This is a genomic window from Mesorhizobium huakuii (assembly GCF_030160235.1).
GTDB lineage: Bacteria > Pseudomonadota > Alphaproteobacteria > Rhizobiales > Rhizobiaceae > Mesorhizobium > Mesorhizobium huakuii.
The window spans coordinates 351,803-373,541 of record NZ_BSNY01000021.1 but is presented as its reverse complement, the minus strand read 5'-3'; the positions used below and the strand labels follow the sequence as shown (position 1 = coordinate 373,541).

22 protein-coding genes are annotated in these 21,739 nt (G+C 64.2%); 12 read left to right on the top strand and 10 right to left on the bottom strand.

The window, feature by feature from the left end:
• Window positions 1-31: 31 nt before the first annotated feature.
• Window positions 32-1,612 carry a tyrosinase family protein gene (locus QQK95_RS12040; RefSeq protein WP_284272508.1) on the top strand — a complete coding sequence of 527 codons (1,581 nt, stop codon included), beginning with the start codon at window positions 32-34 and terminating at the stop codon, window positions 1,610-1,612.
• Entirely contained in the window at window positions 1,612-2,334 is a 723-nt protein-coding gene (locus tag QQK95_RS12035) for a copper chaperone (RefSeq protein WP_284272576.1), read from the top strand. The genes QQK95_RS12040 and QQK95_RS12035 overlap by 1 nt, the downstream gene beginning before the upstream one ends.
• Before the next feature lie 48 nt (window positions 2,335-2,382).
• On the opposite strand, the gene QQK95_RS12030 is transcribed toward QQK95_RS12035, so the two are convergent.
• Window positions 2,383-2,853, bottom strand: a complete 471-nt coding sequence (locus QQK95_RS12030; RefSeq protein WP_284272506.1) for an NUDIX domain-containing protein — start codon at window positions 2,851-2,853, stop codon at window positions 2,383-2,385.
• A gap of 186 nt (window positions 2,854-3,039) precedes the next feature.
• Between QQK95_RS12030 and QQK95_RS12025 the strand changes: the two genes are divergently transcribed.
• Window positions 3,040-3,570, top strand: coding sequence for a sterol desaturase family protein (locus QQK95_RS12025; RefSeq protein WP_284272504.1), 531 nt, complete (start codon window positions 3,040-3,042; stop codon window positions 3,568-3,570).
• A gap of 115 nt (window positions 3,571-3,685) precedes the next feature.
• Here QQK95_RS12025 and rsgA read toward each other — a convergent pair whose 3' ends face one another.
• Entirely contained in the window at window positions 3,686-4,759 is a 1,074-nt protein-coding gene (gene rsgA, locus QQK95_RS12020; protein ID WP_409371684.1) for a ribosome small subunit-dependent GTPase A, read from the bottom strand.
• Window positions 4,760-5,147: 388 nt separating this feature from the next.
• Window positions 5,148-6,395, bottom strand: coding sequence for a DNA polymerase IV (gene dinB, locus QQK95_RS12015; protein WP_284272501.1), 1,248 nt, complete (start codon window positions 6,393-6,395; stop codon window positions 5,148-5,150).
• Between the two features lie 207 nt (window positions 6,396-6,602).
• On the opposite strand from dinB, the gene QQK95_RS12010 reads away from it, so the two are divergent.
• Window positions 6,603-7,316 carry a DUF899 domain-containing protein gene (locus QQK95_RS12010; RefSeq protein ID WP_284272499.1) on the top strand — a complete coding sequence of 238 codons (714 nt, stop codon included), beginning with the start codon at window positions 6,603-6,605 and terminating at the stop codon, window positions 7,314-7,316.
• A gap of 67 nt (window positions 7,317-7,383) precedes the next feature.
• Here QQK95_RS12010 and QQK95_RS12005 read toward each other — a convergent pair whose 3' ends face one another.
• The gene (locus QQK95_RS12005) at window positions 7,384-7,806 is read right to left on the bottom strand and encodes a winged helix-turn-helix transcriptional regulator (protein WP_284272497.1); all 423 of its coding nucleotides are present in this window, start codon (window positions 7,804-7,806) and stop codon (window positions 7,384-7,386) included.
• Between the two features lie 111 nt (window positions 7,807-7,917).
• Between QQK95_RS12005 and QQK95_RS12000 the strand changes: the two genes are divergently transcribed.
• The 3 genes from QQK95_RS12000 (at window position 7,918) to QQK95_RS11990 (ending at window position 10,769) form a co-directional block, all read left to right on the top strand.
• Window positions 7,918-8,505, top strand: a complete 588-nt coding sequence (locus QQK95_RS12000) for a dihydrofolate reductase family protein (protein WP_284272496.1) — start codon at window positions 7,918-7,920, stop codon at window positions 8,503-8,505.
• A gap of 289 nt (window positions 8,506-8,794) precedes the next feature.
• The gene (locus tag QQK95_RS11995; protein WP_284272494.1) at window positions 8,795-9,748 is read left to right on the top strand and encodes an alpha/beta hydrolase; all 954 of its coding nucleotides are present in this window, start codon (window positions 8,795-8,797) and stop codon (window positions 9,746-9,748) included.
• Between the two features lie 88 nt (window positions 9,749-9,836).
• Window positions 9,837-10,769 (top strand): sigma-70 family RNA polymerase sigma factor, encoded by a 933-nt coding sequence (locus QQK95_RS11990; protein WP_284272492.1) that lies wholly within the window; start codon window positions 9,837-9,839, stop codon window positions 10,767-10,769.
• Window positions 10,770-10,811: 42 nt separating this feature from the next.
• Here the strand turns inward: QQK95_RS11990 and QQK95_RS11985 are convergent, their stop codons facing one another.
• The 5 genes from QQK95_RS11985 to QQK95_RS11965 all read right to left on the bottom strand — a co-directional run bounded on the left by QQK95_RS11985 (window position 10,812) and on the right by QQK95_RS11965 (window position 14,328).
• A complete protein-coding gene (locus tag QQK95_RS11985; protein WP_284272490.1) occupies window positions 10,812-11,555 on the bottom strand; it encodes a 2OG-Fe(II) oxygenase in 744 nt (247 codons plus the stop codon).
• Window positions 11,552-12,106 carry a methylated-DNA--[protein]-cysteine S-methyltransferase gene (locus tag QQK95_RS11980; RefSeq protein ID WP_284272488.1) on the bottom strand — a complete coding sequence of 185 codons (555 nt, stop codon included), beginning with the start codon at window positions 12,104-12,106 and terminating at the stop codon, window positions 11,552-11,554. Before QQK95_RS11980 ends, QQK95_RS11985 begins: the two co-directional genes overlap by 4 nt.
• A gap of 119 nt (window positions 12,107-12,225) precedes the next feature.
• The gene (locus tag QQK95_RS11975) at window positions 12,226-12,435 is read right to left on the bottom strand and encodes a hypothetical protein (protein ID WP_284272486.1); all 210 of its coding nucleotides are present in this window, start codon (window positions 12,433-12,435) and stop codon (window positions 12,226-12,228) included.
• A gap of 21 nt (window positions 12,436-12,456) precedes the next feature.
• Entirely contained in the window at window positions 12,457-13,572 is a 1,116-nt protein-coding gene (ada, locus tag QQK95_RS11970; RefSeq protein ID WP_284272484.1) for a bifunctional DNA-binding transcriptional regulator/O6-methylguanine-DNA methyltransferase Ada, read from the bottom strand.
• A 63-nt stretch (window positions 13,573-13,635) separates the two neighbouring features.
• Entirely contained in the window at window positions 13,636-14,328 is a 693-nt protein-coding gene (locus tag QQK95_RS11965) for a winged helix-turn-helix transcriptional regulator (protein WP_284272482.1), read from the bottom strand.
• Window positions 14,329-14,505: 177 nt separating this feature from the next.
• Between QQK95_RS11965 and QQK95_RS11960 the strand changes: the two genes are divergently transcribed.
• Together QQK95_RS11960 and QQK95_RS11955 are read left to right on the top strand one after the other, a co-directional pair.
• Entirely contained in the window at window positions 14,506-14,832 is a 327-nt protein-coding gene (locus tag QQK95_RS11960; protein ID WP_284272480.1) for a DUF1330 domain-containing protein, read from the top strand.
• A gap of 127 nt (window positions 14,833-14,959) precedes the next feature.
• Window positions 14,960-15,490, top strand: coding sequence for a hypothetical protein (locus QQK95_RS11955; RefSeq protein ID WP_284272479.1), 531 nt, complete (start codon window positions 14,960-14,962; stop codon window positions 15,488-15,490).
• A gap of 61 nt (window positions 15,491-15,551) precedes the next feature.
• On the opposite strand, the gene QQK95_RS11950 is transcribed toward QQK95_RS11955, so the two are convergent.
• Window positions 15,552-16,001: an ester cyclase gene (locus QQK95_RS11950; protein WP_284272477.1), complete on the bottom strand. Its 450-nt coding sequence runs from the start codon at window positions 15,999-16,001 to the stop codon at window positions 15,552-15,554.
• Window positions 16,002-17,628: 1,627 nt separating this feature from the next.
• On the opposite strand from QQK95_RS11950, the gene QQK95_RS11945 reads away from it, so the two are divergent.
• From QQK95_RS11945 to QQK95_RS11935, 3 genes are read left to right on the top strand one after another with little or no spacing between them, the layout of a single operon-like run.
• Window positions 17,629-19,212, top strand: a complete 1,584-nt coding sequence (locus QQK95_RS11945; protein WP_284272476.1) for a hypothetical protein — start codon at window positions 17,629-17,631, stop codon at window positions 19,210-19,212.
• Window positions 19,212-20,519 carry a hypothetical protein gene (locus tag QQK95_RS11940; protein ID WP_284272474.1) on the top strand — a complete coding sequence of 436 codons (1,308 nt, stop codon included), beginning with the start codon at window positions 19,212-19,214 and terminating at the stop codon, window positions 20,517-20,519. The genes QQK95_RS11945 and QQK95_RS11940 overlap by 1 nt, the downstream gene beginning before the upstream one ends.
• Window positions 20,520-20,547: 28 nt before the next feature.
• The gene (locus tag QQK95_RS11935) at window positions 20,548-21,600 is read left to right on the top strand and encodes a trypsin-like serine protease (protein WP_284272472.1); all 1,053 of its coding nucleotides are present in this window, start codon (window positions 20,548-20,550) and stop codon (window positions 21,598-21,600) included.
• Window positions 21,601-21,739: the final 139 nt, after the last annotated feature.

Below are 21,739 nucleotides of genomic sequence, written 5' to 3'. Positions count from 1 at the left end.
TACTCTCCTTAGCTAAACAAAGGGGGAGATGATGGCTCGCATTCGCCGAAACGTCTGGAGTCTCGCACAGCCCTGGGATCCTGTTTTGCTGTGGTATGCACGTGGCGTGCAGGTTCTCAAGACCCGGCCGTTCGCGGATGTCACCAGTTGGCGATACCTTGCCGCGATCCACGGTGTCGAAGAACAGATATGGCGCGAGTTCGGCTGGCTCAAACCCGCCGAGCATTTGCCGCAGACGCCTGAATTCAAGAAGCAGGATCAGGGCCAGTGTCAGCATCATGGCTGGTATTTCGTGCCCTGGCACCGCGGCTATCTCGCTGCTTTTGAAGCCATTGTTCGCGCCGCCATCGAGAAATTGCCCGGTGCTCCGAAGGACTGGGCGCTGCCTTACTGGGACTACAACAGCAAGGCCGTCGCCAATCCGCGCCTACTTCCTGAAGCCTTTGCAAAAAATGTCTGGCCCGATGGCGGCGACAATCCGCTGTTCGACAAAAGGCGTTATGGGCGGGGCGACGGCGTGGTGGTCATCCGGCCAGAGGACGTGGATACCAAGACCGCACTCACCGATGGGCAGTTCGAGGGCGTCGCCAACGGCTCACCCGGCTTTGGCGGTGTGCGCACGCCTTTCCAGCATGACGCCGATCGCGATCACGAAGGCTGGCTCGAGCAGGTGCCGCATGACGTGGTGCACGGGCGCGTGGGCGGTTCCCAGGCCGGTCAGGATCCAAACGACTGGCGGTCCGCGGGCCTCATGTCGATGCCGGAAACGGCGGGGCTCGACCCTATTTTCTGGCTCCACCACGCCAATATAGACCGGCTGTGGGAGGTCTGGCGCAAGCGCGACGCTAGCCATAAAAATCCGGTGCTCTCTTCATGGCTCAACGGCCCGGCCGGGCGCCACAAGTTCATTCTTCCGCAACCCAATGGAACGCGCAAACAATTCGCACCGAAAGATATGCTCGACACAACCGCGCCGGCGCTCAACTATGTCTATGAAGACACCAGCGATCCCTTTGCCGGGCAACAGCGCCTCAGTGCGAGGCTGAGAACGTTGAGCATGGCGATACCCGGCGCCCAAGGCGTTGCAGGTCCGGAGGTCAGTTCCGTGGCAAAGAAGCCCATCGTTGAATTGCTTGGCGCCAACGCCAAGGCCGTCATGCTGTCCAACGCGCCGACGTCGACGACAATCAAGGTCGACAAGCCGACCGCCCGCAAAGTCACCAACAGCTTCAAGATGAACGAGTTCACGGCGCGGTCCGTCCCGGAACCCGACCGCGTGTTTCTCAACCTGGAGAATATTACGAGCGACAACAACGCCGCCGTGTTCGACGTCTATGTCGGGCTGCCCGAAGGCGCGGACCCGGCGGCGCATCCCGATAATCGGGCAGGGGTGGTGTCGCTGTTTGGAGCGCGCGCCGCGACGAACATGGCCAAACCGCACGGCGGTTCGGGGATGACGAAGGTGCTGGAGATCACCGATACAATCGACCGGCTGCATCTGTCAGGCAATGCCGACCTCAGCAACTTGTCCGTGCTGTTCGTGCCGGTGAGCTCGGTCGGAGCGGGAGGGGTCTCGATCAAGCGCGTCAGCATCTATCGTCAGTCAAGTTGATGTTGAGACAATGGCTCCAGGCTCGGGGTTTCGGCCCGCTCGGGCTTCTGCTCTGGGGCGTCAGCCTGTGTGCCTGGCTGCTGATCGTTGGCGGTGACCGGCTTCATGTCGCCCTGCCGCTGCTGTGCGGCGGGGCTGCAACCTCCGTCATTCCCCAAGGCGCATTCGCGCTCGAGTACGCGGTTCAAACAGTGGGCTGGCCGGCGCTCGCCGGCGGGTCGGCGCTGATGGTGATCGCGATGATGGCGCCGGCGCTCGCCGGCCCGCTTCTTCACTTGTGGTATCGCTCGTTGTCACGCCATCGCTGGCGAGCGATCCTGCTCTTCGTCGCCGGCTACCTGTCGATCTGGACGATCGCCTGCGTGATCCTGATCTTGACGGCCTACCTCTTGCATGGCTCGACCGGTTCGGAACTGGGCGCGGGCCTGGTGGCTGCCGCGGCTGGCCTGGCCTGGCAGATCAGTCCGGTACGGGCACGCTGCCTTGCCCGGTGTCACTTGCGGCCACGGCTGTCGATCTTCGGCGCGGCGGCGTTCGCCGATCCGCTGTTGTTCGGTCTCACCCTGGCCTGCTGGTGCGTTGCCACCTGCTGGGCCCTGATGCTTTTGCCGCTCTGCCTCGCCGATGCGCACTTGCCGATCATGGCGGCGGGGGCGCTTCTCGTCGCCATCGAACGGACCCGGCAACCGGGGGCCGGCCGATCGGGCCTGGTCTTTCGATAGGATTGGCCGCCCTGGGCGATGATCGATGGAAGGAACTGGCGCCGGCAATCACCCGGCATCCAGTTGCTCCACCAGGTCAGCCAGCATCGGACGCTGCCCGGCGAGGATCTTCGACGCCGCCTCGGGCAGGCTGAACCAGCCGGCCCTGTCGACCTCCGGGAACTCCTTCATCAACCCGGACCTTGGTGGCCATTCCATGGTGAAGCTGTTGCTCTTGATCGTGGCGATGTCGATCCCGGCCTTGGCCTCCACGGACCAGGCGATGACGATCTTGCCGCCCGGTTGCCTGTAGTCGCCGAGGCGTTCGAAGGGACCGTCGATTGTTATGCCGAGCTCTTCCCCGGTCTCGCGTTGCGCTGCCGCCAATTCGTCCTCGTTCTCGTCGACGAGTCCTTTCGGGATCGACCAGGCGCCTTCGTCCTTCTTCGCCCAGAACGGGCCGCCGGGATGAACCAGAAGCACCTGGATATCCCCGTCGCTTTGACGATAAATCAGCAGGCCCGCACTACGTTTTGCCATTTTTGCATGTCCGTTTGCGGCGCCGGTGCGAGGTTTGCCGATTCTTGAGTCGATCATGCGTGCTGAACTTGCGCCGGGAAATTGCGACGCTATGTCAGATGCATCTGCATTGCACCTCATCCGCGAGTTCGGCAATCTGATAGCATCGATTCTGGGGCGGCGTCGAAATCAGATGGGGCGTCCGGTATGCAACTCGGTCTGATCGGTTACTACAGCGATTTCGTGGTCTATCCGCTGGCGATCGCCCTGTTGGGCGTGGCCGGGCTGATCGAGGCGGGGGAAGAAAGCGCGCCGGAGTGGCTAGGCACGGTGCTGATCTGTCTCGGCCTGTGGACGTTGATCGAATACGTCCTGCACCGCTTCGTCCTGCATCACGTTCCCTTCATAAGGGACCTGCATGACCGTCATCACATCGAGGAGCGCAGTCCGGTGGGCACGCCGACCTGGCTCAGCCTTGGCGTGCATGCGTTGATCGCGCTGCCCGTCTGGCTGCTTTCGGATTTCGCGACCGCCAGCGCGGTCGGCTGCGGGCTGATGCTGGGCTATCTCTGGTACATCAGCGTCCACCATATGATCCACCACTGGCACCCCGCCCACCCCAGCTATCTCTACACGCTCAAGCGCCGCCACGCGGTGCACCACCATATCGACGACAACGCCAATTTCGGCGTGACGTCGCTGTTCTGGGACCGGGTTTTCGGCACGGCGCGGCTTTGAGGGCAGTAGGCAGCAGGCGGTAGGCAGTAGGCAGTAGGCAGTAGGCAGTAGGCAGTAGGCAGTAGGCAGTAGGCAGTAGGCAGTAGGCAGTAGGCAGTAGGCAGTAGGCAGCCGTTCAGCGCCGCTTGCCGCGGCTGGCGGGCGACTTGCCGCCGCGAGGTCCCGTCTGAACCGGCGTGTTGTGCTGGTTTTCGTGAGACAGTTTGCGCCAGCGGGCGAGGCGCTCCGGGTCGAGCGTGCCGGCCTTCAAGGCGGCCTGCACCGCGCAGCCCGGCTCATGCACATGCGTACAGTCGCGGAATTTGCAGAGCGGCGCCAGCTCGGTGATTTCGGCAAACAGCGTGTCGATGCCGTAGCCGACGTCGCTGACCTGCAGCGTGCGCATGCCCGGCGTGTCGATCACCCAGCCGCCGCCGGCAATGGCATGCAGCGACCGCGCCGTGGTGGTGTGACGCCCCTTGGCGTCGTGCTCGCGGATGGCTCCGGTCTGCTGCGGCGATTGCTGCGCCGATCCGGCCAGCGTGTTGACCAGTGTCGATTTGCCGACGCCGGAGGAACCGATCAGCGCCACCGTCTGGCCCACGCCGCACCAGGCAGCGAGTGCGCTCGCGGCGCCCGATATGCGCGGGTTGAGCGTCACCACCGCCAATCCGCGCTGCAGCGCGGCGGCCTGGCTTTGGTACGCCTCGGCGTCCTCGGCCGTGTCGGCCTTGGTCAACAGGATCACGGGTGTCGTTCCGGCCTCGTTGGCCAGCGCCAGATAACGTTCGAGCCGGGCGATGTTGAAGTCGGCATTGCAGGAGGTGACGATGAACAGCGTGTCCACATTGGCCGCGGCCAGCTGCGGCCCCCTGCCGCCCTGGACGCGGCGTTCCAGAACCGTCTTGCGGGCCAGGCGCCGCCGCACGAGGTGGCTATGCGGCTCGGCCAGCACCCAGTCGCCGACGGCGTAGTCGCCGGTGGTGGCCTGCGGCGGCAGAGACAGGTCGGTTTGTCCCGCCTGGGACAGGCCGCCCAGCCGATCGCGATGGACCATGGCAACGCGCGTCGGGATGAGGTCTGCATCGCCCGGTTCCAGCTGATCGCCGAAAAACTCCGACCATCCAAGGTCGGCAAGCGATAGGGACGGGGCGGGGGAGGAGGCCGTCACGGCTTCGACCAAGGGGACGGCGTCGCTGACATTGGACAGTATCCTCGGGAAAGATAGGAGAGGCGCCGATCTCTCAGGATGGGCGATCGGCCCACGCCGCTGTATGGGCGGCATGGTGGGATTTGGCAAGCATTTCACGGCGAGAGGGCCGGGCTCACCCGTCAGTGACCCCGATTGTCGCGATGATCACCAGGCGAGCCTCAAGACAAGAGGCGGCCCGCCAAGCCGGAGTCCGCATTTTCTTGACAAGCTGTGCTGGGCGGATGTTACTGCCGCCAGCCGCTTGGGCTGGGGGACTTTGCCGTGAAGAAGACATATCAGAAGCCGGTGCTGGCGAAGCGCGAACTGCTTTCTACCGTGACCGCCGCGCCTGCCACTTCCGGGCGTTGATCCGCAAGCCGTAGGGCGAGAGCGTCGAGGCCGCTGCTCACAGCTCCTTTTCCGCCAGTTCCCTGAATTCGTCGGGCACGGAGCGTGCCGCTTCCAGCGCCACCGTGCCGTAGCCGACGGCCTGCTTGCCGAAGCGTTCGCGGATCTTGTCGATGGCGCGGTCGGCGCCGAAACGGGCGAGGCCCTTTTTGCTACCGGGGCGGCGCTTCTCGTCGGCGAGACCGAGCGGCAGGTCGAGCTGCAGTTCGGCACTCTCCCAGAGATGCGAGACCGAGATCGCCAGCAGCGAGATGGTCTTTTCCCGTGGATGGTCGGCAAGCACGCCGCGCACCAGGTCGCCGGCGATCTCGGCCAGCATGGTGGTCGCCGAAATCGGCTGATCCAGCGTGATCGAGCGCGTGACGGCGCTGAGATCGGCAAAGCGCACGCGCACCGTCACCGTGCGGCCGGGCCGCGCCTTGGCGCGCAGCCGGCTGGCGACGCGGTCGGCCAGATGCAGCAAGGTGGGCACGATCACCTGCGCAACGGCGGGTTTCTGGCCGAGCGCCGATTGCGCGCCGGCCGAGTGCGCCCGGCGCCTGGTCTCGAGTTTCCGCGGGTCGCGGTTCCATGCGAGAGCGGCGAGCTTTTCGCCGGCGGCGGGACCGAGCAGCCGCGTCAGCGCGCCGCTATGCGTCCTCGCCAATTCGCCGATGGTCTCGACGCCGATCTCGGCAAGCCGCGCCTTGGTCGCCGGACCGACGCCCCACATCAGCGAGACCGGCAGATCGTGCAGGAAGGCCAATTCGGTGCCGGGATCGACCACCACCAGCCCGTCGGGCTTGGCGACCTGCGAGGCGATCTTGGCCAGATGCTTGGTGCGGGCCACGCCGATCGAGATCGGCAGGCCGAGTTCGGCCCGCACGCGGCGGCGGATGGCCGTGGCGATCTCCCGCGGCGAGCCGAACAGATGCGTGCAGCCGGCGACATCGGCGAAGGCCTCGTCGATGGAAATGCGCTCGACCACCGGCGTGAAATCGTCGAGCACCTTTATCGCCGCGTCGCCCAGCCGCTGGTAGTGGCTGAAATTGCCGCCGACGAAGATCAGTTGCGGGCATAGCTCGCGCGCCTTGCGCCCCGGCATGCCGCCGCGCACGCCGAAGGCGCGCGCTTCATAGGAGGCGGCCAGCACCACGCCGCCGCCGACCGCGATCGGCTTGCCGCGCAGCGACGGATCGAGCAACTGCTCGACCGAGGCATAGAAAGCGTCGAGATCGGCATGCAGGATGGTGGCTATCGTCTCCATCCGGCTGCATATCCACGGTTGCTGATGGACTGGAACGAATAGAGAACATAGCATGTACATCTGTCAAGCGATATGTCCGCTCTCGGCTGTATCACCGCTCTTCCCGCGAAAATCGCGCAGCCAATGTCGGATCGCGGTTTTCGACAGCGTCTTCAAGACGGGCAACGAGGCTGCCGGCAATACGCCCGAGTGCGGAAGGAGCACGACATGACCGACCACATCATCGCGCCTTACTCGGACTGGTTCGAGGCGCACAAATCGCATCTCGCAAAGGAGAAGGCGCTGACGCGCCAGCGCCAACAACTCGCGGCGGAGCGGCGCGCGCTGCCGTGGCTGCGCATCGACAAGCCCTACGCGTTCGATACGACCCAGGGCAGGAAATCCCTGGCCGATCTCTTTGGCGGCCGCAGCCAGTTGATCATCTATCACTTCATGTTTCCGCCCAATGCGGACTATCGCTGCACCGGCTGTTCGTTCCTTTGCGACCACATCGATGCCGCCAACCAGCATCTCAGGCATCACGACGTCTCGCTGGTCGTCTGCGCGCGCGCTCCGCTGGCCGAGATCCTGGATTTCAAGGCGCGGATGAATTGGCGGTTCGATTGGGTTTCGTCATTCGGAAGCGATTTCAATTTCGACTTCCAGGTGTCGTTCACCGAGGACCAGATCAGTTCGGGCAAGGTGCTGTTCAATTTCGAAGAGGTCGCGATGAAGGGCAGGGATCGCGCTGGCGCGACCGTTTTCTACAGGGATGACGACGGCACGATCTACTGCACGTTCCAGGTGCGGAGCCGGGGCGGCGAGAACCTGATCGGGACCTACAGCTATCTCGACCTCACTCCCATGGGCCGCAATGAAAACGGGCCATCGCATACGCTGGGCGATTGGGTCCGCCTTCACGACGAGTATGATGATCGGTGATGATCCGATCTCGCCGCGCGGTTGGGCAGCGCCTTGACCTTGCGGCATCCATCAAGAGCTGCGGCGATCATGTGTTCGCCAGATGCTCGGCCCGCAGCGCCGCCTTCATCCGTTCCAGCGCCGGCTCGCCGCCGGCCGCCAGCTCGTCGGCGGTGCGGGCGAGCTGATCGTCGGCCTTGCGGTGCTTGCTGCCCCAGGCGCCGAGCGTGGCCAGCACCGGCAAAAGGTCGATGCCGGCTTCCGTCAGCCGGTAGATCGCCTTCAGGCCGTGGCTCGGATCGCCGCTGCGGGTGAGGATGCCTTCGTCCTGCAGCGTCTGCAGCCGCTCAGCCAGCGTGCGCGAGGAGATGCCTTCATCCGACTGCAGGAATTCGCGAAAATGCTTTTTCCCGGCGAAGACCAGGTCGCGGATGATGAGCAGCGTCCAGCGGTCGCCGAGCAGTTCCAGCGACAGGCTGATCGGGCAGCCGGATCTTTCGCGCGTCGACATGTCTACGGTTCCATTTTTAAATCACTTTACTATTGACACCATTTTTGCCTTGCGTCAATGGTTCCAAAAGTAAAGCAATTTCCGTTGAGCTGGACAAACGAGGAGACGACGATGAAGAAGCTCATCCTGCAGATGCAGATGTCGGTCGACGGTTTTGTCGGCGCCTATGACGACCATCGCTGGCAGCTCTGGGAATGGGGCGACGACATCGGTTGGGACGATGAGCTGAAGCGCGATTTCAACACCGTTTTCGCCGGCATCGACACCATCCTGCTCAGCCGCAAGATGGCCGAGGAGGGCTATCTCAGCCACTGGGGCAATGCGGCGAAGAAGTTTCCACGCGATCCGTTCTATGCCTTCGCCCAGCGTATCGTCGAGGCCCGGAAGGTGGTGCCGAGCGACAGGCTCAAGGCTTCGCGCTGGGAGCGTACCACGGTGGTGAGCGGCGACCTGCCGCGCGAGGTCGAGGCGCTGAAGGCGGGCGAGGGTGGCGACATCATCGTCTTCGGCGGTGCCGGCTTCGCCTCGTCGCTGATCGCAGCCGGGCTGGTCGACGAGTTCCAGCTGTTCATCAATCCAGCCGTGCTGGGTGCCGGCCTCCGCATCTTCGACCAGGGCGGTTTTCGTAACCTGCGCCTGCTCGGCTCGAAAGCCTATGCCTGCGGCATGGTGGTGAACCGCTACGCCCCGGCGCGGTGAGCGGGGCACGGCGAGGTTCCTGTCAAAAAACTGTTTGGGCAGAATCCTTTGCCCTCGTCTCTTCGTCTTCAAGGTGCGGTCGCCGGTGTGGCGGCCGCCTCAACCCCAGATGGAGATGACGATGATCCTGGTGACGGGCGAACTCGCCCAGCGCCACGCCGCGATGTTTCGGGGCGAGGATTAGCGTGGGCGGAAAAATCGTCCGCTGCGACGTATCCTTTTCGCCGGCCCATCCGTCTCTGCTTCTCGAAAGGTCGCGCGGTCCGCGATCCATAACCAGGAGAGCATCATGGCGAGCATCGAGAGCGAAGCAAACAGGAACCACTACGCGGCGATCGGCGCCAATGCCGGCAAAATGAACCCGCAGGCGTTCGTCGAGTTCAACAATACGAGTTGGACGGCGCTGACCGGCGAACCCGGCGGCGTCGACTATATCGAGGTGGATGCCGGCGGCGTGCCTGCGCTATGGGCCGTGCCGAAGGGTGCCGACGAGCGGCGCGTGCTGTTTTACGCGCATGGCGGCGGCTTCGTCGGCGGCTCGATCTACACCCACCGCAAGCTGGTCGGCCATCTGGCCAAGGCCGTCGGCTGCCGGGCGTTGCTCTATGGCTATCCGCTGGCGAACGAGGCCAAGTATCCGGCGCAGCTCGAGGCGGCGATGGCCGCCTGGGACTGGCTCATCGACCAGGGCTTCGACACCAGGCGGATCGCGCTTGCCGCGGATTCCTGCGGCGCGGTGCTGACCTATGGCGTGCTGCAGCGGTTGCGGGCGCAGGAGCGGCCGCTGCCGGCCGCCACGCTGATCATCTCCGGCTGGTTCGACATGGCGCTGACCGCCGCCAGCTATGAAACCAATCGCGAAAAGGATCCTTTCTTCGCCAAGGGGGGCGTCGACTGGCTGGTGACCAACTTCATAGGCGACCGCGACCGGCTGGATCCGGAGGTCAGCCCGCTCTATGCCGATTTGAGTGGCTTTCCGCCCGTCTTCCTGCAGGCCGGCGCCGATGAGACGCTGGTCGACGAAAGCCGCATGTTCGCCGAGCGCGCGCGGCAGGCTGGCGTCGAGGCGCGCCTCGACGTCTTCGACGACATGCTGCACTCGTTCCAGATGATGGCCGGCCGGGCGCCGGAAGCCGACGATGCGATCGGCCGCCTCGCCGCCTGGGTGCGGCCGAGGCTCGGGCTGTCGGATACCGGTGACGATGCCGCCAGCCACAAGGTCGCCGGCGGCAAGGCGGCGTAGGCATGGGCGGGCCGATCGGGTCGCATATGGTGCTTGTGGATGCGCGGGGCCTGCGCGATGCTGCGGCAAGGCCGAGCGACGCGCCGCGATGAACCAGCAGATCCGCAATTTCCGTGAGACGAGGCAGGGCATCGAACCGCGCCCCGATCCCGAAGGCCTGTTCGACCTGCGCTACAGGGCGTTCCTGGAGACGGTCTCGCATCTGCGCGTCCGTCTCCACCGCTATTGCGCGCGCATGACCGGCTCGGCTCTCGACGGCGAGGACATCATGCAGGAGGCCCTGTTCGAGGCCTATCGCAAGATCGGGCAGCTCGACGATACACAGGCGCTGCGACCGTGGCTGTTCCGCATCGCCCATAACAGGTGCATCGACTTCATCCGCACCCGCCGCACGCGGCTCAAGGCCGAAGCCGGCTATGCCGGCGATGAGATCGTGCTGCCCGTCGAACCCGCCGGTGCGGGCGCCGGCCGCGCCATCGAACGGCTGGTGGTGCATCTGCCGCCGAAGGAGCGCGCCTGCGTGCTGCTCAAGGATGTCTTCGACCATTCGCTGGAGGAGATCGCCGGCCTGGTCGGCTCGACATCGGGCGGCGTCAAGTCGGCGCTCAATCGCGGCCGGGCCAAGCTCGCCGCCTTGCCGGCGCAACCGGTCGCGGCCCCCGCGCACGATCCCGAGCTGGAGCGGCTGCTCGGCCGCTATGTCCAGCTCTTCAATGCCAGGGACTGGGACGGGGTGCGGGCACTGACCAGCGCCGACGCCCGGCTGCGGGTTTCGGACTGCTACAACGGCCTGCTTTCCGACTCGCCCTATTTCGTCGAGTATGAACGCGGCGAGCCCTGGCGCATGCGGCCGGACACGATCGAAGGGGAGGCGGTGCTGGTCGTCGACAGGCTGCGTGGCGAGGTCTGGCGGCCAGTATATTTCGTGCGCATCCATGCCGAAGGCGGCGCCATCGACCGCATCGCCGACTATTACGCGTGCCCCTGGATCCTGGAATTGGTCTTGGCGGACGCGGAATGAAGCGCGGCCTTTCTTCTCCGCCTGGGGAGAAGAAAGAAGCGCTCACTTCGCGTCATGAAAAATGATGCCGAGCGTGTGGCGCATGCCTGAGCGCAGGCGGCTGACGCCGTGGCGCAGGTTGACGCGGTAGTTGCCTTTGGTTCCCTGCACCGGCCGGTTGTGGACGGCGAAGGCCACGGCGTCACCCTGGCGCAAGGGCACCACCTCGACCCGGCTCTGCATGCGCGGCCGCTGTTCGGTCAGCGCGAACTCGCCGCCGGTGAAATCCTCGCCCGGCTCGGAGAGCAGGATCGCCACCTGCAGGGGAAAGGCGAGATCGCCATAGAGGTCCTGGTGCAGGCAGTTGAAGTCGCCGGGGACATATTGCAGCAGAAGCGGCGTCGGCCTGACCTGGCCGGCGGCGTGGCACTGGTCGAGAAATTCGGCATGGGCGGCGGGGTAGCGCAGGGTAATACCCATGCGCTCGTTCCAGCGGTTGGCGACCTCGGCCAGCCTGGGATAGAGCGCGCTGCGCAGGCCGCCGAGCAGATCCGGCAAGGGATAGCGGAAGTAGCGGTATTCGCCCTTGCCGAAGCCGTGCCTGGCCATGTGGATGTGGCTGCGGAAATGCTGTTCCTTGACGTAGAGGCCGGCGATCTGCCGGCACTCTTCGGGCGAGAGCAGCTTTTCCATCACCGCGCAGCCGAAGCCGTCGAGCTCCGCGGCCAGGGTTGGCCAGTGGTAAGCGGCGATGCGTGTCTCGGCCGCTTCCACCGCCGCTGTGGCAACCTTGGCGTGGGCGTTCATATGGCGGCCTCCTTCTCGAGCAGCGCGCGCTTGCGTTCGATACCCCAGCGATAGCCCGAAAGCGTGCCGTCGGCCCTGATAACGCGGTGGCAGGGGATGCCGAGCGCAATGGCGTTGGCGGCACAAGCGGTTGCCACGGCACGCGCGCCGTTCGGCTGGTCGAGGCGCCGGGCAAGCGCGGTGTAGGTGACGGTGGCGCCGCAGGGAATGGCGCGCAGCGCCTCCCACACACGCTGGTGGAACGGCGTGCCGTGGCGCGTGTCGAGCGGCAGGTCGAGGCCGGCGCCGGGCGTTTCGATGAAGCGGGCTATCGCCGCGAGATCGCCGCGCAGGGCGGCCTCGTCTTCGACCAGCACCTTGCCGGGAAAGCGGTCGGCGAGGTCCTGCTCCAACGCTTCGGCGTCGGAGCCGATCAGGATGGCGCAGACGCCGACGGGGCTGCGCGCCGCCAGGATCTTGCCGATCGTGGATTGGTCGACGGCGTAGGCGATGGTGTCGAGGGCGGCAATGTTGCGGGCTGTCGCCGGCATGTGGGTTTGCATCGGGTTCATTGTCTTCACTCCTGTGTCTGTGCCTGAACCCTAGCCATGTGCGTTGCGTGTCTCACTCCGATGCTTGCTTTCAAATTCGAATTGCCGCGTTCGTGGATAAGGACGCCAGGGTAAGCGCTTCAAGCGACACGCGTGACAGCGACCTCGCCAAGCAGGAAAACCTCGCCGGACAACAGCCGCAGCTCGATCTCCCCGGATGCGGTGCGGCTCCATTCTGCCTTGCCATCGGCGACAAGCCCACCGATGGCGGCCAGGACCTGTGACTTAGCGTCGATGGCGGCACCGTTGGCGATCTCGATGTTCGCACCGGCGGCGGAAGACCTTGCCATCGTGCGCATCGCCGGATCTCGTCAGGCCCGCGAAGACCGGTTGGCCTTCGTCGACCCTTGGGCCTCGCGGTCGAGCAGCGCGCGCTTGCGCTCGGCGCCCCAGGCGTAGCCGGACAGCGCGCCGTCCTTGCGGATCACGCGGTGGCAGGGGATCGCGACCGCGTGCGCATTGGCGGCGCAGGCGGCGGCGATGGCGCGGGTCGCCTTCGGCGAGCCGATGCGCTCGGCGATCTCGGCATAGGACACCGTGTTGCCGACCGGGATGTCCCGCAGGGCTTGCCAGACGCGCTGCTGGAATGCGGTGCCGCGCACGTCGAGCGGCAGGTCGAGACCGAGCCGTGGGGCCTCGACAAAGCCGACGACGCGGGCGACCAGCGCCTCATAGTCGCTGTCGCCGCCGATCAGCCGTGCCTTGGGGAAACGGTCCTGCAGGTCGCGGACCAGCGCGTCCGGATCGTCGCCGAGCAGGATCGAGGCGACGCCCTTGCGGCTCGACGCCACCAGTATGGCGCCGAGCGAGGTCTCGCCGACGGCGAAGCGTATGTCCTCATTGGCGCCGCCGGCGCGGTAGCGCGTCGGCGTCATGCCGAGCATGCCGGTGGATTTCTCGTAAAAACGTCCGCTCGAATTGAAGCCGGCATCGTAGATCGCCACTGTGACGCTGGCGCCGTCCTCCAACCCCTGGCGGACCCGGGCGGCACGATGCGCGGCGGCATAGTCCTTCGGCGTCAGCCCGGTGATTGCCTTGAAGACGCGGTGGAAATAGCCGGCGCTGCGGCCGGCGGCACCGGCCAGTTCAGCGAGCGAGGGTTCCGCCTCGCTCTGTTCGATCCTGCGGCAGGCATCGGCGACCATCGCCGCATTGCCGGCTTCCAGCGAGGGACCATCCGGGTTGCAGCGCCGGCAGGCGCGAAAGCCTGTCGCCTTTGCTTGAACCAGCGTGTCGTGCAACTGGACATTGACGGGGTTGGCACGCCGCGACGGGCAGGAGGGCCGGCAATAGACGCCGGTCGTCGCCACTGAATACCAGAATTGCCCATCCGCCGATTTGTCCCGCGCGACGATGCGCGCCCAGCGCGGATCACCGGTGACCGGCAGCGGTGTGGATTTCAAGTCTTTGGCGAGAGTAACGAACATGCCGCATTGAAGCCGCTGGAAGACGGCCCCGCCACCCGTTTCCTGACAAATGGCTCTCGGTGTCTAAGCCGCCCGCTTGGGCTCCACCGCAAACGGGCTGAGCCCGAGCCAGCTCTGCATCTTCCTGCCGATGGCCTGGTCGCCGGTCAGGGAGACCTTCGCTCCGGCTTTCTCGACGGTCAGCAACCCCATCCAGATCGCGGTCATCGTGTGCAGGTCGGTGGAGACATAGAGGTCGACATCGAAGCCCGGATCGTACCAGCACAGGTCGACCTCGCCGTGCTTTTCGACGATCAGCCACCATGACCGTTTGGACGCCGGCAGATCCTGATACAGGAATTGTATCACCGTGCGTCCTTCGGGGAGTGGCGAAGGGTTCAGATTGCGCCGCATGTCCCACATCAGCAGCGACGGATCGAGGTTCTTGAGCGACAGCCGGGACTCGACCCATTTCTGTCCCCAGAACCCCATCGCCTCGACGACGGGGCGCAAATCGCGGCCCGCCTCGGTCAACCGGTAATCGAAGATCCCTTTCTCGCCCCGCACCTCCTTGCGCTCGACGATTCCCGCCAGCTCGAGCTCCTTCAGCCGTTGCGACAGAAGGGTCGGCGACATTTTGGGGACGCCGCGGCGCAGGTCGTTGAAGCGGGTCGAACCCGCCACCAATTCGCGCATCAGCACCATCGTCCAGCGGGTGCACAGCACCTCGGCGGCCATCGATAGCGGGCAGAACTGCTTGTATCCGTGCTGGGTCATGATCGGTGCTCCTCCCTCGAAGCCGGGCCGAACATTAGGCCCTCATGAATGAAGCGGCCAGTACGGAAACTGTACCACCCCAGTACAGATCGCGGACTGGTTGGCGAGGGGCCGGCCATGCGAGCCCTTTGGCCGGTTGCACGGGATGGTCCTGTGCGGCGCAACCAGGAGACGACCATGACTGCTTACGTTATCGCCGACATCAAGATGAAGGACCCGAAATGGGTGCCGGAATACGCCGCCTCGGTGCACGAGATCGTCCACAAGCATGGCGGCAAGTATCTGTCGCGCAGCGGCAATGTGAAGACGCTTGAGGGCAAGCCGCTCGACACCACGCTGATCGCCCTGATGGCGTTCCCGTCGGAATCGGCGGCGCGCGCCTTCACCAACGATCCGGCCTATGCGCCCTTCGTTTCGGCGCGTCAGGACGGCAGCGACAGCCGCTTCCAGCTGATCGACGACACCGATCTGGCCGGAACGATCCCGTATCTGCCGAAGGGATGATGCTTCCCGGCAGTCGTCACATCGATTTCGGGATCTCCAAGCGACAACAGTCACAGCGCTTGCCTGCCGGGCCTCCGTATTTCCGGCGGTCGGCCAGCTGTGCTTTTTCAGGAAGAATGGAACGAACATGATATCAAGTCTTCGCAACAGGCTCGTCATGGCGGGGGCCATGCTGGCCGTCTGCGCCACCTTCGCGCAGGCGCATCAGGAAACGGCCACTACCGAGACGGGTTCGAATCCGCTGGCCGAGAAGGTGCGGGCCGCCAACAGCCGGTTCCTCGACGTCAAGGCGGCGACGGCCGAGGGCTACGCGCCCATTCCCTGCGCCAGCGGCATCACCGGTGGCGCCATGGGCATCCACTATGTCAACGGCCAGTACCTGAAGGACGACAAGATCGACATCGCCCGTCCTGAGGCCGTGATGTACGAGCCGATGGCCGACGGCACGCTGAAGCTGGTGGCGGTCGAATACATCACCTCGAAGGGGCCGGCATCGCTGGAAGGACAGCTGTTCAACTTCAACAGCGCCCCCAACCGCTATGGCCTGGGTGAATTCTACGAGCTGCATGTCTGGGCCTGGAAAGGCAACCCGACCGGCACGTTCGCCGACATGAACCCGAAGGTGTCGTGCGAACACACGATGGCGCCGAGCCAGTAAGCAAGTGAGGCCAGGCGGCTTTGAAGCCGCCTGGCCCGAACGACCGTTCCTCGCGGCCGCCTCAGGCGGCCCTGATCAGGCCGAGCTGGGTCAGCGCCGCGACGCCGTCGTCGAGGCCGATCTCCTCGACGATCCTGCCGTCGACCACCTTCAGCACCGTGGTGCCGGTGAAGCGCATGGCGCGGCCGGTGGCGGCGGGCAGCGAACCGGCGAGGAAATCGCCGAAAGCCGGACCGGTATGCGTGCCGCCGCCCTCCCACTGGCCGACGACATAGTCGCCCTCGGCGATGAGATCGGCGGTGGCCCAGAAGTTGAGATCCGGGAAGGCGGCGCGGAAATCGGTCATGAAGGCCTTGATGTCGTCGCGGCCCCGGCGTGGCTCATGCAGCGAATATCTGAGCAGCATGTCGGGCGCGGCGATGTCGTCGACGACGGACAGATCGCAGGTTTCACCCCAGAAGTCGGTGAACCATCTGACGACGACGGCCTTGTTGTCTTCCTGTTTGGTCATTGGGAGCGTCCTTTCGTGTTTGGCGGGGCATCGGCGTCGCCGATGACCTGGGCCAGCACTAGGACGAGCGGAGGCGCGCAAAACTCCGGTTCTTGCCGGCCAATCGAAAGGTGGACGGCCTTTGTCAGTTCCAGGCGAAGCCGATATCAGGACTCCTGCACGGTTCAACGGTATTCGGGTGAAGGAAATACTTCTAAAATTGGCGGGAAGTCATTGAAGTATCGAAGAGTGGACGTCCATTGCCCATACACGAGGCTGGGGCGTTGGGCTCTGAGCGATACCGCTTTCCCTTTACGATAGTAGTTTAGATTTGAACTATCCAGCGCCGACTTGCGAAGATCAGAATATCTGTGGACGAAGAATAATGCGTTCCATTTATCGGATTTTTTTTGGCACCCTTCTTCATAGGGGTGATTCTCATGCGGAATTTATGGACGGCTGCTTTCGCGGCTTTTTGGGCCATCTGTTTCATGACCTGGTTGGGGCCGCCCGCGGCGCGCGCAACGGAGCCGCCACCCACGGCCCCATCCGCCGTTGCCGATCGCAAGGATCAATTCTTAACGGCGGTCAAGGCAGCCCAGGAAGCGCTGGCCAAGGCGGTGCAGGGTAACGACCTAGCCGCCGCCGAAATTGCGGCCCGACAGGTAAGGGATGCCCTGGCGGCCTATGATGGTGAACCGACAAAGGACGAGATCGTCACTAGGAGCAAGGACCTCGGTGACCAGCTCGGCAAATACAGGGGTGACGTCGACCAGGGCGTGTTGGACGCGCTTAGCGGGCTTGCGCACCAGATCGCCCTCTATCGCGCCGAGCCCACGGCAGCGGAGCTCGTGACCAGAATCGACGATCTTTCGGCATGGCTGGACGCCTACAAGGGTACGGCGGGCGGTGCCGTTGCGACTGCGGTCGACAAGCTGGTGGCGAGCATCGCGATCTATCGCGGCATTGGCCGTCCGGATCTCATCGCCAAAGCGTCCACCGAGCTGTCAGCCTGGATTGGCAAGACCAACTGGCTAGCCGATGATGATGCGTCGGCGATGCTTGGCCTGTCGGAAACGATCATCCAGAAGGCGCGTCTCTTCGATCCGGATGACGCCGCCACGTCCTTCAAGAACATGGCGGCCGCCATGACTGCGGCAGAAGGGACGCAATCGAAACCCTCTCCTTTCAGGCCGCCACTGGAAAGGAGTGTCTATACCCTGCAAATGAAACAGGCGTGGGCACCTCTCGATGCCCAGGTAAGGGCGGTCTCTCCGGTCGCATGGTTCGCCGCTCAGACGAAAGCGATCACGGATCTGATCGGCGACACTGACGCGGCCAGCCTGCCGATGCGCACCTTACTGCAGAACGACGCAGAAGCCATGAAAGCCGCGGGCGCGGCAAAGGATTCCATCGTCCTATTACAGGGCGGCTACCGGCCCCAGATCCACATAATCGACGCGCTCTACGGCGATCTCCCGACAGGCCGCAACAGCAAGCGCGTCTGCAACGCGACGCGCGGGATGGTGGCCCGATGCGAACGCTTGGGCAGTTGCACCCTGGATCCGAACTACAAGACGGGGCTCTGCGGTTACGACCCGATACCGGCGGCGGACGAACGCACGCGAGCCGTCGCGGTACAATATTCTTGCTTCACCGGCGGCGACGACATTTGGGACCAGCTTGCGAGCCATCCGCTCGAAGACCCATTCAATTTCTCGGATATCAGCAACCTCAGCAATCCGGCCACCAGCGTCACCATCCTGCGCGGCACGGTCATGGAGTTGCGCTGCCCCTTCGATACGAAGACCCAGACGATGGTCAAGTGATGACAAACCGGCCCAAGTCATTCGTATCCATACTGGCGGCCATGGGGGCGGCGGCCGCGCTTACATCCTGCTCAGTGGCCGGATCGGTGCCGGTGGTACAATACGCACAGCTTCCCGGCACTCAGCCGCCGGCGCTCGACGTTGTGCGCTGCGCCAGCGGGCTGGGCTCGTATTCGCTGCCCAAAAGCCTGTTGCGCGTCACCGTCATGAAGCCGGAGAGCGCCGATGCGCCCTACCACACGATAAAGATCGAGGGCGATAAGAGGGTCGCCGACAATAGGCAGACCTATTGTCTCGACCATCTCGCCAGCGCGTTCGCAGACGATACGGTGCGTGTCTTCAAGGAGAAACTGACCGGCACACCTGTCGCCCCGGCCACGGAAGCGACGCCGTTCCTGCAACTCGTCGCTTCCAACGCCGTCGATCAAACCGCCAACATTGTGCGCAAGATCATCCGCACCGCACTCATCCTGCTTTCGGGCAATCCCGGCTTTGCCGGCGCGCGCGCCGGCATCGAGAGCGCTGGCGCGACCACCGTTGTGCGGGATCTGCGCTTCGACCCGTTCGACCAGGTCGAGATGGCTGAGATCAACCAGTCGATTGTGCCGCTCGGCTTCTGCGTCGTGCTCGGCGACTATTCCTACGATGTCGATGCCATGACCATCGATGCCTATTGCGCGGCGCCAGAAAGCACGGTCAAACGCCATCCTTCGCGCAAGGCCGAAATTGCGGCGCACCAGCGCTATCTCATTCCCAAACCGACAAACGGCATCTTCTATCGCCCGCGCGCCGATTACCCGGTGTCCGTTTATGTCAAGGCCGACCCCGGCAGCTCCGAACACTGGCGGCTTGGGCAAAAACAATATTTCGGCTTCGAGAACATCTCGCCGGTCATTTCGGTCGGCGTGGACAGGACACTGTTCGCCACGCGCCGCACAGGCCTGGTCTTCGACGACGGCGTGCTCACCGATGTCTGCCTTGCCAAGGGCAGCGAGGCGGCCGGCTTTGTCAACATTCCGCTCGACGTCGTCTACGGCATCATCGCGCTGCCGACGCAAACCATCCAGGCATCGGTGAACAGCAGTGCCACGCGCAAGCAACTCCTCGACGCCCAGAACCAGCTTGTCCAGGCACAAAAGGTTTATATTGATTACCTTCAGGACTCTGGAAACAGCCAAGCGCCCAAGATCCCAGGCGCAACCGATGCGCAGGCCTTGCAGCTTGGCACCGGAAGCAAGCCGCTCGGTGTTCCCAGCCAGGTTGCGGCCGACCTTCCCGCTCGTGGGCTCTCGGGCGACAGCGCGTCAATTGCCGACGACACGGTGTTGAAGGACGTGTGCCCGGAGCTGGTGGCGGCCAACAGCGGCCCCCTTCTTGCCAGAAATACGGGGGTGAAATTCTGATGCCCCGGATGCTGCCTTCCCTGCTGTTGCTGCTCTGTCTCGTCCTTCTGGTCTCGGCGTGCGCGCGCTCGATGATGTCCACGGCCTCCGTCACCGACGCGGCCGATGGCACATGTCACTCCAATGTCGGAACATACCATCTGCCGAAGCGGCTGATCAACGTCACGGTCAGTGGCGGCCCGACCAGCTACAGTCTGTCCATGACCCCGAAAGGACTTGTCAGCGACGACGAAACCTTCTGTCTCGACTTTCTCCTCTCGGCCTTCTCCGACGATCGCGTCGGCATCAAACGAAGCGGCAGCGGGCTTCTACAGCGAATATTCACCCATGCCGACGACAAATCAAAAAGCATCGCCAACGCCGTCATCCAGGCGACAGGTGACCTTGTGGCCAGCTCGAAAGCTGGCGGTCTGGATCGTCTGGCGCAGAAGCAAGTGACTGCCGCCGACAACACCTCCGTCTACTCGACGATCGATTATGACCCTTTTGATGAACGGGCGGCAACCGAGACCAGGGATGCGTTGAAGCCGTACGGCTATTGCGTCTACCTCGATGATCGCAACGACCCTTATGTGCCGGATTGGTCGCCGCGCCTTTGCGGCCAGCAGAGCGCATTCCACGATCCCGACCCTAGCTATTACCGCAAAGAGAAAATGGCGGCGCACAAGCTGATGCAGCATGGCGTGTTGTACCGGCCCGAGCTTTCGCATCGCCTGGTGATCCTGCGCAAGAACGATCCGGATAGCCCCAGAGAAGCCTGGCATCTCGCCGGGACGGAATATCTCCAGATGCCCAACCGCGCGCCGATCTTCGCGCTGGGGGTGAACCGCGCTTTCTTCGTCATCGCCGAGACCGATGTCCTGTTCGACAACGGGCTGTTGAAGAATGTGACGGTGATCAAGCCGAGTGAGCTCAATGCCTTCGTCGATATCCCGCTCTACGCGGCGCAGGTGGCGCTTTCCATTCCGGCCGCAACGCTCAACATCTTCCAAAACGAAGCGGCCAACCGCAAGGAACTGTGGCAGACCAATGCCGAGCTGGTCAGCACGCTGCGCAAGATGCGGCAGGACACGATGGCCGACCAGGCCTTGGCCCAAGGGGCGATAACGCCGGGCCAGCGCGTTGCGGTCGATGGCGGCGTTGCCGCGGGCGGCGGCATTATCGCGGCCGGCGCGCAGCCGCTCGCCGCCAGGTCGGGCGAGTCGCCGGCCTTGCAGCGGCTCGGCAGCTGCCTCGACGACGAAACCATAAACGCCACGCCCGAGGGCCGCGCGCAATGTTTCGATGCCATGAAATTGGGGGAATGAAGTGACCGGGAGCTCGGCGGTCAATGGTTTGGCGGCCGTTCTGCTTGCGACGCTGCTGCCGCTTTGCCAGGTCTCGGGGGGGCGGGCCGCGGATCAGGTCGTCGATACCTACCGGGCCGGGACTTACCAGGCGCTGCAGGCCAAGTCCGGCACCGACACCCCGGACGACCATGGCGGCGAATTCGGCACCAAGATGGTCAATTCAGTGCCGGTGCCGGACGGCATTTACGAGGACGTCGTTCGCATCACCTTCCGGCCTTCGGCAGTCAGCAACGAGCAGGCCGTCTGCACGGGCACAATGATGCGTGGCCAGCACGCCGTGCTGACCGCGGGCCATTGTTCCTGCGGCGTCGCGGACAGTTATCGATTTATCAGCAAGGAAACATTCGACCAGCATTTGGATGCCGGGCAATTGCCGAACTTCACGCTTCGCGCCATCCGCGAAGCGGTTCGCTTCCCGGGCTTCGACTGCACGGAAGGCGCCGACAATGCAGGGCGCGATCTTGCGCTGTTTTTCGTGCGAAACCTCAACGAGGAAAAAAATGAGCCACCGCCGTCGAAGACGGGGCCGTTGACGCGTGTTGCCAGCATGCACTCGGTCTATGCCGCCGGCGCCAGGCAGCTCACGGCTACTGGCTACGGCATTACCCAGAACGGCACCTTTCCGGATACGTTGGAGCGCGGGCGCATCGATATCGGCTCGTATTTCTGCAGCCAGGGTGATTTTGGCGGAACCCCTTGCGTGGGCTTCCATGAATTCGTGCTCGGCACATTGGGCGGCGGCAGCGTGGCGACACCGGTCGATACCTGCAATGGCGACAGCGGCGGTCCGGTGTACTGGTATCCGCCCGCGCAGACCGACGCGTCGAATGGCAAGGTTTTTTTCCCACCACCGGCACTGGTTGGCGTCACGTCGCGCGCTTTGGCTTTTGCCGATCATCTGCCAGGCATGTTGTGCGGCGGGGGTGGCGTCTACACTGCTGTCGGCCATTCCGACGTGCTGAACTGGATGTTGTCGTCGGGGGTCCTCGTGCGCACCATCGGCTTGAGCATCGACCTGTCTGCGGCCGGCGGCCAGTGATCACGATAGACCGTTGACTGATCGACGCTGAATAACCGGCCTTCCGTCGGAGGTTTCCATCAAGGGGAGACAGTCATGCCCAATACCAGAACAGGAAAAAGCAAGCGACAGCAGAAAACCATGCGCGTTCAGCGTCCGA